Source organism: Pseudorhizobium halotolerans, assembly GCF_902153235.2.
Classification (GTDB): Bacteria; Pseudomonadota; Alphaproteobacteria; order Rhizobiales; family Rhizobiaceae; genus Neorhizobium; species Neorhizobium flavum.
The window spans coordinates 104,318-113,254 of the sequence record NZ_CABFWE030000013.1 but is presented as its reverse complement, the minus strand read 5'-3'; the positions used below and the strand labels follow the sequence as shown (position 1 = coordinate 113,254).

6 protein-coding genes and 1 pseudogene are annotated in these 8,937 nt (G+C 60.4%); 3 read left to right on the top strand and 4 right to left on the bottom strand.

Features of this window, described 5'->3' with window-relative positions:
* The first annotated feature begins 127 nt into the window (after positions 1-127).
* From FN060_RS23600 to FN060_RS19545, 3 genes are all read left to right on the top strand, one after another.
* Entirely contained in the window at positions 128-736 is a 609-nt protein-coding gene (locus FN060_RS23600) for a c-type cytochrome (protein ID WP_052642707.1), read from the top strand.
* Between the two features lie 364 nt (positions 737-1,100).
* A complete protein-coding gene (locus FN060_RS19550; protein WP_142589665.1) occupies positions 1,101-3,716 on the top strand; it encodes an outer membrane protein assembly factor BamB family protein in 2,616 nt (871 codons plus the stop codon).
* A gap of 237 nt (positions 3,717-3,953) precedes the next feature.
* Positions 3,954-5,480 carry a Do family serine endopeptidase gene (locus FN060_RS19545; protein WP_082077841.1) on the top strand — a complete coding sequence of 509 codons (1,527 nt, stop codon included), beginning with the start codon at positions 3,954-3,956 and terminating at the stop codon, positions 5,478-5,480.
* 99 nt (positions 5,481-5,579) lie between these two features.
* Here FN060_RS19545 and FN060_RS19540 read toward each other — a convergent pair whose 3' ends face one another.
* The 4 genes and pseudogenes from FN060_RS19540 to FN060_RS19525 form a co-directional block, all read right to left on the bottom strand.
* The gene (locus tag FN060_RS19540) at positions 5,580-6,695 is read right to left on the bottom strand and encodes an FUSC family protein (RefSeq protein ID WP_142589664.1); all 1,116 of its coding nucleotides are present in this window, start codon (positions 6,693-6,695) and stop codon (positions 5,580-5,582) included.
* Positions 6,696-6,819: 124 nt separating this feature from the next.
* On the bottom strand, positions 6,820-7,326 hold the full coding sequence (locus FN060_RS19535; RefSeq protein ID WP_052642700.1) for a DUF2238 domain-containing protein: 507 nt from the start codon (positions 7,324-7,326) through the stop codon (positions 6,820-6,822).
* A gap of 2 nt (positions 7,327-7,328) precedes the next feature.
* The gene (locus FN060_RS19530) at positions 7,329-7,925 is read right to left on the bottom strand and encodes a PRC-barrel domain-containing protein (protein ID WP_142589663.1); all 597 of its coding nucleotides are present in this window, start codon (positions 7,923-7,925) and stop codon (positions 7,329-7,331) included.
* A gap of 229 nt (positions 7,926-8,154) precedes the next feature.
* Positions 8,155-8,937 (bottom strand): annotated as a pseudogene (locus FN060_RS19525) (IS3 family transposase); the annotation flags it as partial.

Below are 8,937 nucleotides of genomic sequence, written 5' to 3'. Positions count from 1 at the left end.
GATCGCGTTGCCGATCCAAGCCTGAAATTCAGGACAAAGAAATGATTGCGTCCTACGTCAGGTTAAGGCGACGCCACCGTATGCGACGCTTCAGGCATTCGCGCACGGAGAGAGACAGAGCGGCTTCATGGAGCCGCCCGCACGAAGGTACGCTCCAGAGATTCTTGAGGCATTGGCCCGCTACTACTCAGAACAACCGGCAGCGCAGGCTGCGGTTCCGGGAACCTCGCGGTCCCAGAACATCGTCGCGCCAGCAAGAGAGGTTCCATTTGCAGATCCGGGTCCGGGCAACAGCGTAGGCGTCGCCACACTGCCCTTTTCCCGGCAGGACGAGGCCGGCGTCCTGGAAGGCGAGGGGAGTCTATCCTACGCGGCCGTCCCAACGGCCGCGAGCGCCGGACCGCCGTCCCGCCGCGAGGAGCTGCTGGAGCTAGGAAGACGCATCGCCGTCGAGGGCATCGGACCAAGAAAGATTCCCGCCTGCCAAAGCTGTCATGCATCTGAGCCACAGGGCGGCAATCCGTTTTATCCGTACTTGGCAGGCCAGCCAGAATGGTATCTTTCCCGGCATCTTCAGCTTTGGCAGGAGGGCGAGCGAGGCGGAACGGCCTATGCCCACATCATGGACCAGATTGCTCGGAACATGACGGACGAACAGATTGCAGCAGTCTCTGCCTGGTACTCTCAGCGTCCGCTTGCGCGATCCATCTCCGTCCCGCAGGACACGTTACGGTGATAGTCTGATCTTTAGGACAGCAGCCACCGCCGGCCTCGGGGTCAGCATCACAAGAATGTCAGCCGTGACTGCGGCTCGGACCATGTGCCTTGTTCAGTACGACCGCCTTAAATGCAGAAAGCGAAGCGTCGCAGATCAAGGGACGCGCACTTGACCAGACAGGATAATAGCACAGGCGAGGCGAGATCAGCGGCGAAGCAATACACCGCTTTTGGTTCACGCGGATCTACCACCATTCATTGCCAATCCGGCTGACGCACTGGTTTCTTCACTTCTGGAACTTTCGACGGCCGTACAGGAACAATCGTTTTTTCGCCTTGTTGAGCTCACGGCTGCGACATCAACCTCAGGAGGCATACGGCTGATGACCAATCACACGTCCCCCCGCACAACTCCTCGTCAAGCGCCTGGCTGGTACGCGTTCCTGCTGGGACTTCTCCTGGTCCTGCTTGGCCTTGTCATCGGCATTGGCGGCATCTGGCTGATTACGCTGGGCGGTTCGTGGTATTACGCGGCCGCCGGTATCGGGCTTCTATTCTCGGGTATCTTGATGGTGACAGGTCGATACTTGGGTGTGCTCGCCTATGGGGCCACCTATGTGTTCACGCTCATCTGGGCCCTTTGGGAGGTCGGGCTTCAAGGGTGGCCGCTCGTACCCCGAGTGGTTGCACCGACGGTCATTCTGTTGCTGGTTCTCATAGCCATACCGTCCCTGCGCCGTAGCGACCCGCAACACAGCACCCGTCAACGAGGACTGGCGACCGCAATGGCCGTCCTGGCAGCCTTGGGGATCGGCGTAACATCCGCGCCCTGGCTTCGGCCCGCCTCCGTCTTTGCTCAGGCCGATACACAAGAGGGACCGGCCGACCCTGCCGCGCAGGCGCCGGTGCAACCACCGGCCGATGGCAGTAGCATTGCCCCGGCCGCGCCTACCGCACCCCTCACCGATCGGAACTCCGCTCAGGAGCCATCTGCAGGTAGCGAAAGCGACGTCGTCATCAATCCGGAGGTTCCCCACGATCCCGCGCCGGAGGGTCAATCCGCAGAAGAGGATCGGTCCGCACTTGCCATGCGCGAAACCGGTGCCGACTGGCCGGCCTGGGGCGGCAACATTCACGGAACCAAGTATTCGCCGCTGACCCAGATCACGCCGGACAACGTCGACCAGCTCGAACGGATCTGGGAGTTCAACACCGGCGACCTGCCATCGTCAGAGGCGGAGGGCAAGTATTCGCCTGAGAACACGCCGCTGAAGATCGGCGAGAAGCTCTTCACCTGCACGCCAATGGGCAAGATCATTGCCATTGATGCGGGATCGGGCAAGGAAGAATGGCGCTATGATCCCATGGTTCCTGCAGACGCAATCCCCTATGGCGCAACGTGCCGGGGCGTAGCCTATTTCGACGTCCCGGATGCACACCCCTACGATGCCTGCGCGACCCGGATCATCTGGGGGACACTGGATGCGCGCCTCATTGCAATCGATGCCGAGACCGGCCGCCTCTGCACCGAATTCGGTGACAATGGCATGGTCTATCTGGAGCGCGGGCTGGGCGAGACAGTGCCTGGCTGGTATTCCTTGACATCGCCGCCCGTCATCGTCCGCGGCGTGGTCGTTGTCGGCGCGCAGGTCAAGGACGGTAATGCCGAAGATTCCCCGTCCGGCGTTATCCGCGGCTTCGATGCCGTCAGCGGAGAATTCGAATGGGCCTGGGACATGGGTCGTCCCGGCGACACCAGCCAGGCCGGGCCTGAAGAAGTCTATACACGCGGCACCCCGAACATGTGGACGATCCCCGCCGGCGATGAAGAACTGGGTTATGTTTTCCTGCCGCTCGGCAACTCCGCCGTCGACTACTACGGCTCCAACCGGAGCGAACAGGAAAACGAGTACTCGACCTCGCTGGTGGCGCTGGACGTAACGACCGGCCAGCCCGCCTGGCACTTCCAGACGGTTCATCGGGACGTCTGGGACTATGACCTCGGCAGCCAGCCGACGCTGATCGATTTCCCGACGGACAATGGCGGGGTGCCGGCCGTCGTCCTGGCATCCAAACAGGGCGACATATTCATTCTCAACCGAGAGACCGGTGAATCCCTCTTTCCCGTCGAGGAAAGGCCCGTGCCGCAGGGTGGCGTCGAGCCGGACTACCTGTCGCCCACCCAGCCTTTCTCCACATATCATACGCTGGCCTTTCCGGCGCTGGAGGAGGAGGACATGTGGGGCATGTCGCCCATCGACCAACTCTGGTGCCGCATCCAGTTCCGCCGCTCCCACTACGAGGGCATCTACACGCCGCCCACATCCGACCAGCGCTGGATCCAATATCCCGGCTATAACGGCGGCAACGACTGGGGGTCGGTCGCTGTGGATCCCGAGCGGGGCCTGCTTATCGCCAACTACAACAACATGCCGAACCACAACCGGCTTGTGCCGCGCCAAGAGGCCGACGAAGCAGGCCTCAGGGCGATCTACGAGCCGCCGGCGGACAGCGAAGGACCGCTAGGGGAAGCAGGGCCACAGATCGGCGCCCCTTACGCGATCGACGTGAATGCCGGCTGGCGGGTGAAGTATACCGGGCTCCTGTGCAAGGAGCCCCCCTATGGCGGCATCCGTGCCATCGATCTTGCCACCGGCAATACGGTCTGGGATCGGCCATTCGGCTCGGCGCGACGCAACGGTCCTTTCGGCATCCCGTCCATGTTGCCGGTCACCATCGGTACACCGAACAATGGCGGTCCGGCTGTAACTGCGGGAGGACTGATCTTCATCGCAGCAACCACCGACAACCTGATCCGCGCGATCGACATCAAGACCGGCGAAACTCTCTGGAGTGACACCCTTCCCGGCGGCGGTCAGGCAAACCCCATGGTGGTGGAAGTCGACGGGCGACAGTTCGTGATCATCTATCCGGGCGGCCACCACTTCATGGAGACGCCGATCAGCGACACGATCATCGCCTATGGGTTGCCGGAGTAGTAACAGCGCGCGGTGGAGGCGGTAACCGGAGACGTGCTGCATCGTTCCTCCGTTACCCCCGCTTTGCGGGCTCTCCCGCAAGCTGCCGCTTCGCAGTCCCGGGCAGTCACAGATTACGAGATGGAAAGGCGAACTTTAACGATCCTTCATATGCCTTCCACCTCCTCGTAAGGTCAGCGTCTCTATCTTCCGGGCCATCGAGCCGGACGGCTCACAATGGAAGGAGATTGTTTATCAATGAGAATCAACACGAATAGCACGCGCCTCAAAACCATCCTGAAAAGTTCAGCGGCTGCAGGCCTTGCGACTGTCATGGTCTATGGCGGAGCAACTGGTTACGTTGCGCAGGCCTTTGCTGATCCGGTCAAGGTAGACGCAGCGGCCGCGGCTCCGGGATTCGCAGATGTCGTCACGGCGGTGTCGCCGGCCGTCGTTTCTGTCCGCGTCAAGGGTGAGATGAAGCAGGTATCCGATAGCATGCCGGGCTTCGGGTCGGGTCAGGGGTTTGGTGACCTTCCTGAGAACCACCCGCTGCGACGCTTCTTTGACCAGTTCGGCGGACCGGGGTTCAAGGGCATACCTGATGGAGAGAATGCTCCGCAGCACGCTCGGCCAATGTCTCAAGGATCCGGTTTCTTCATCTCTAAAGACGGCTACGTTGTGACCAACAATCACGTCGTCGACAACGGCACCGAGTTTAGCGTGCTGCTTGACGACGGAACCGAACTCGAGGCGACGCTTGTCGGCAAGGATAGTCGCACCGATCTGGCGGTTCTGAAGGTCGATGCAAAGCGCGATTTCACCTATGTCGATTTCGCCGATGATAAGAAGGCGCGCGTTGGCGACTGGGTTGTCGCTGTCGGCAACCCGTTCGGACTCGGCGGGTCGGTCACGGCCGGCATTGTCTCGGCGCTTGGCCGGGACATCGGAAGCGGCCCTTACGACGACTACATTCAGATCGACGCTGCCGTGAACCGCGGCAACTCCGGGGGCCCTGCCTTCAACCTGGATGGCGAGGTCGTGGGCATCAACACCGCAATCTTTTCGCCTTCTGGCGGCAATGTCGGTATCGCCTTTGCGATACCCGCCTATGTAGCGCAGGACGTTGTGCAGGATCTGATCGACGACGGCGAAATCGAGCGCGGATGGCTTGGCGTGCAGATCCAGCCGGTCGACGCGGAGATCGCCGAGTCGCTGGGTCTTGAAAAGCAACAGGGTGCGCTTGTCGTCGAACCGCAGGAAGGGTCTCCTGGCGCCAAGGCGGGTATCGAGGCGGGCGACGTCATCCTTTCCATGAACGGCGAACCGATCGAGGATGCGCGCGACCTCTCCGTCAAGGTCGCTTCGGCGGGTCCCTCGAAGGAGGTCGAGCTTTCAGTCTGGCGCAAGGGCGAGACGAAATCCATCGACGTGACCCTTGGCGATCTCGCCAATGCCGATGGCAAGGCGCAGGAAGGGCAGAAGGAGAAGGCTCCTACGCCTTCCAGCCAGGATGCCCTGCCAAGCCTTGGTCTGACGGTTGCACCTGCTCAGGATGGCAAGGGACTGCTGATTGCCAAGGTCGACCCTGAATCTGAGGCCGCGGCGCGAGGCATATCGGAAGGTGAACGGATCGCCTCGATCAACAACAACGAGGTAGCCGACGTCGACGATGCGAAGGATATCCTGGCGGACGTGCGCAAGTCGGACAGGAGCCATGCGCTCTTCCAGATCGAAGGGGAGCGAGGCAGCCGCTTCATTGCTCTGCCCATCCAGCAGAGCTAACGGGAGTTCTCGCCGCGAACGCAGGCTTGGCCATGCCAAAGCCTGCGTTCTGCTGTTTCCGTCCCGGGCGGTAAGTTTGAGCTGCGCTAGTGCGCTTCGTCATGCCGCAGGATTCAACGCTGCATGCGCTTTGGCATCTATACGAGCGACTCCTTCGACCAGAAACTTGCAGGAGAAGGTGAGAGCGAAAAGGAACTGGACTTCCTCGACCGGTCGATCCTCGATGGAGACGTCCATTTTGTCGAGATCCTCCAAGAACTCGGCCGGCTGCTGCCGCCACAGTTCAAGGGGCTCGGCTGTTCTCATGGATCGAGCCAGATGAAGCAGCCGATCCCGGACCGCCGCGCCAAGCTCCTCTACCAGATCCATGGCCTCCTTCGGTAGACGGGCAGCTCGCAGAGGCTCCGTAAGATGGTCGAGGAAGCGAAGCCCATACCAGAACCGCTCGATCTCGGCTTTCATTGCCGCCTTTGCCTTGACCGCTTCGCCGGTCGGCCGCAGTTGCGGTCGTGTTTGGTTAAGCAAGGCGCGAGACTGTGATAGTGCCTGTTCGATCCTGTCCTGGCAGCGCCTCTGCCCGGCATCTGCAGTGGAAACTATGCTCCGCAGGTCTGCGGCGACGAGATCGGCAGCGGCCTCCAGGGCGTCGGCCAACCGGTCGTCCACCAGCCGATGGGCAGGCCGCGGCATGACTGCAGCGGCAGTGGCGGCACCGCATAGAGAGCCAAGCGTGATCTCCACCGCCTTCACCAGCGCCCCCTCGATGACTTCCACGCCTGGTGCGAGGATTAGTATGGTCACGGTAACCAGACCATAGCTGAGGCTAGGCTTGATCGCAGCAAGGGCGGCCATCATGGCCACGCCGATCGTAAGTCCCAAGACGGTCATAGAGCCTCCAGTTCCGATCAGGAAGATCGTGACCAGACCCAAAACAAGCCCCACGGCGCCGCCCATCAGGCGGCTGAGAGCACTTCGGATTGTTCCGCCCAGGCTCGCCTGGATCACGAAGAGCGCCGAAATCACGGACCACGACGGCTCCGGCGTGCCAGCGGCATTCGCAGTCACGTAGGCGAGAGTCGCGCCACCTCCAGTCTGCACTGCCAGACGAAAAGGTCGATCATGGGAGAGTCGCGACAAGCTCCAGCTTTGAGTAGATGGGGGCTCGTTGGTGTCGCTGTGGCAACTGGTATCACTGGAGACCAGATGGCTAATCATGGTGCTGGTCCGCACCTGCCCTTGTCGGACCGGCGGCGGATCTCTGTTCCTCTATTTGGCTCACGGACATCGGATGCTGGAGGTGAGCCCGTCGATCTGGCAATCCGGCCGGCCCACGCGGTGATCACGAGACTGACGTCGCGCGCGGATTGTCGTCATCCGCCACAGCCCGCTGTCGATCCTCGCCTGCATTCCCCCGGGGTTCCCCGCGATCGAACAGGAGTGCCAGCGCCGACGCGGCAAGCGCGCCGATGGTATCCATGATGATGTCCAGAATCGTGTCATGCTTGCCCTTGATCACGTCTTCATTCGAGACGTAGTCAAATGCCCACTCCACCACCTCCCAGACGGCGCCGGCAGCAATACCGACTGAGACAATCAGCAGTATGGATCGGATACCGGCCGAAAACCGTGGCTGTATCAGAGGCAGGACATGGAGGATCGCCAACCAGTAGGTGAGCGCCAGGATGGTGAAGCCATGCAGGACACGATCGAACCACCACCATTTGTCGTAGAGATCGAGAGCGTATCCGGCAACATTTGCAATGACCGCAGATCCTGCCAGCAGCCAGGCAAGCAAATGACCGCCAGTTCGCAAAGAATTCTCTCGGCGCTGGATCATGTTCGGCATTGCTACTCGATCGAAATGGCGCCGGTATGGCTGCCAGAAACGAGTTTGTCGTAGTCGAACTCCTCGATGTCAGCGATCTGGTTCTCATTGAGTGGCAGCGTGTAGCGCCGGCTGCCTGGATCAATCTGTGGCTCCCCATCGAAAGGATAGGCATAGTGGCGGGAAGGCCCCTGCGCCGCGACTTCGACGACGATCGCGACCAGTCGTCCATCGCGAACAACCAGATCGTTCACGTACCCCCAGCGACGATCATTCGCGATATAGGCGTGATCGCCCATCAGATCTCGTGCACGAAATACCTTCTCTCCGAGATCCAGCCCCCGGTCTGCTTCAACCCTGCCGATCTTGGAAGTATCCGCTTTGGTCAGAATTCCGCTCTCGTCAAACTGAGTGTAGTCAGCAAGATTGTCTTCGTCGATGGGTGCTTTCGCGGTGAGATCGTCATCAGAGAGATCCAACTGGTTCCAGGGGATGCTGACGTGAGTCCCGCCCATTTCAAAGTAGCCGCCGATTTCTGCAATAACGGCCAGAGCCTCGCCATTGTCTGCGAAAATCAGGCTCTCAATCTTGCCGACGTCGCCGCCGGATCTGTCCAGCACCCGGCCCTCATCCAGCAACTCCTCAACGCTTATCCCCGCATCATAAAGCGGCTGTCGCTTTGCAGTTAATCGTGAGAATCGCCTGTCAACGATTTCAGAAGGTTAGCTGTACACATAGTTTGAGAATGTACAGTTAAATTGAGATTCAAGATGGGTCTTTGGCATTTAATGTGAGAACCGGGCGCAGCAGCGTAACGGCGTAGAATTTACCCACGACGGCGCATTAAATTCAAAGAATACAGGGCGTTCGTGTTGACGCGATTGCAGTTAATGTGAGAATCCGGTCGCTCGGATTCTCACCTTTAAATGCCAAACCTGGCCGAAACAGCCGCATTCTCACGTTTATCTGCCAAGCGACAATAGCTGGTGCGTCCAGCATGGCGTAGTATCGTCGTTCTGCCTCTGCTGGCGGTATATTCCCGATGGGTTCCAGAAGACGGCGGTGGTTGAACCAGTCGACCCATTCGAGCGTGGCGAACTCTACGGCTTCGAAGTTGCGCCATGGTCCTCGCAGATGAATGACCTCGGCCTTGTAAAGACCGTTGATCGTTTCGGCCAGAGCATTGTCGTAACTATCGCCGACGCTTCCGACAGACGGCTCGATGCCCGCCTCCGCCAGCCGTTCGGAAAAGCGAATGGACACGTATTGCGAGCCGCGGTCGGAATGATGAACCAGCCCGCCACGTTTGACGGGCCGCCGATCATGCAGTGCCTGGTCGAGAGCATCGAGGACGAATCCCGCGTGCGCCGTTCGACTGGCCCGCCAGCCGACGATGCGGCGGGCGAAGGCATCGATGACAAAGGCCACTTAGACGAAGCCCTGCCAGGTCGCGACATAGGTGAAATCGGATAACCACAGCATGTTCGGCGCGGGAGCCTTGAAGTGGCGGTTGACGCGGTCGAGCGGACACGGGGCAGACTTGTCCGATACAGTGGTTTTGATTGGCTTGCCACGAATGATGCCTTGAAGACCCATCATTCTCATCAGCCTTGCGACGGTGCAGCGAGCGAT

Excerpts from the sequence above, each read along its gene's own strand:
- FN060_RS23600 (WP_052642707.1), top strand. The coding sequence starts at position 128 with ATGGAGCCGCCCGCACGAAGGTACGCTCCAGAGATTCTTGAGGCATTG.
- FN060_RS19550 (WP_142589665.1), top strand. The coding sequence starts at position 1,101 with ATGACCAATCACACGTCCCCCCGCACAACTCCTCGTCAAGCGCCTGGC.
- FN060_RS19545 (WP_082077841.1), top strand. The coding sequence starts at position 3,954 with ATGAGAATCAACACGAATAGCACGCGCCTCAAAACCATCCTGAAAAGT.
- FN060_RS19540 (WP_142589664.1), bottom strand. The coding sequence starts at position 6,695 with ATGATTAGCCATCTGGTCTCCAGTGATACCAGTTGCCACAGCGACACC.
- FN060_RS19535 (WP_052642700.1), bottom strand. The coding sequence starts at position 7,326 with ATGCCGAACATGATCCAGCGCCGAGAGAATTCTTTGCGAACTGGCGGT.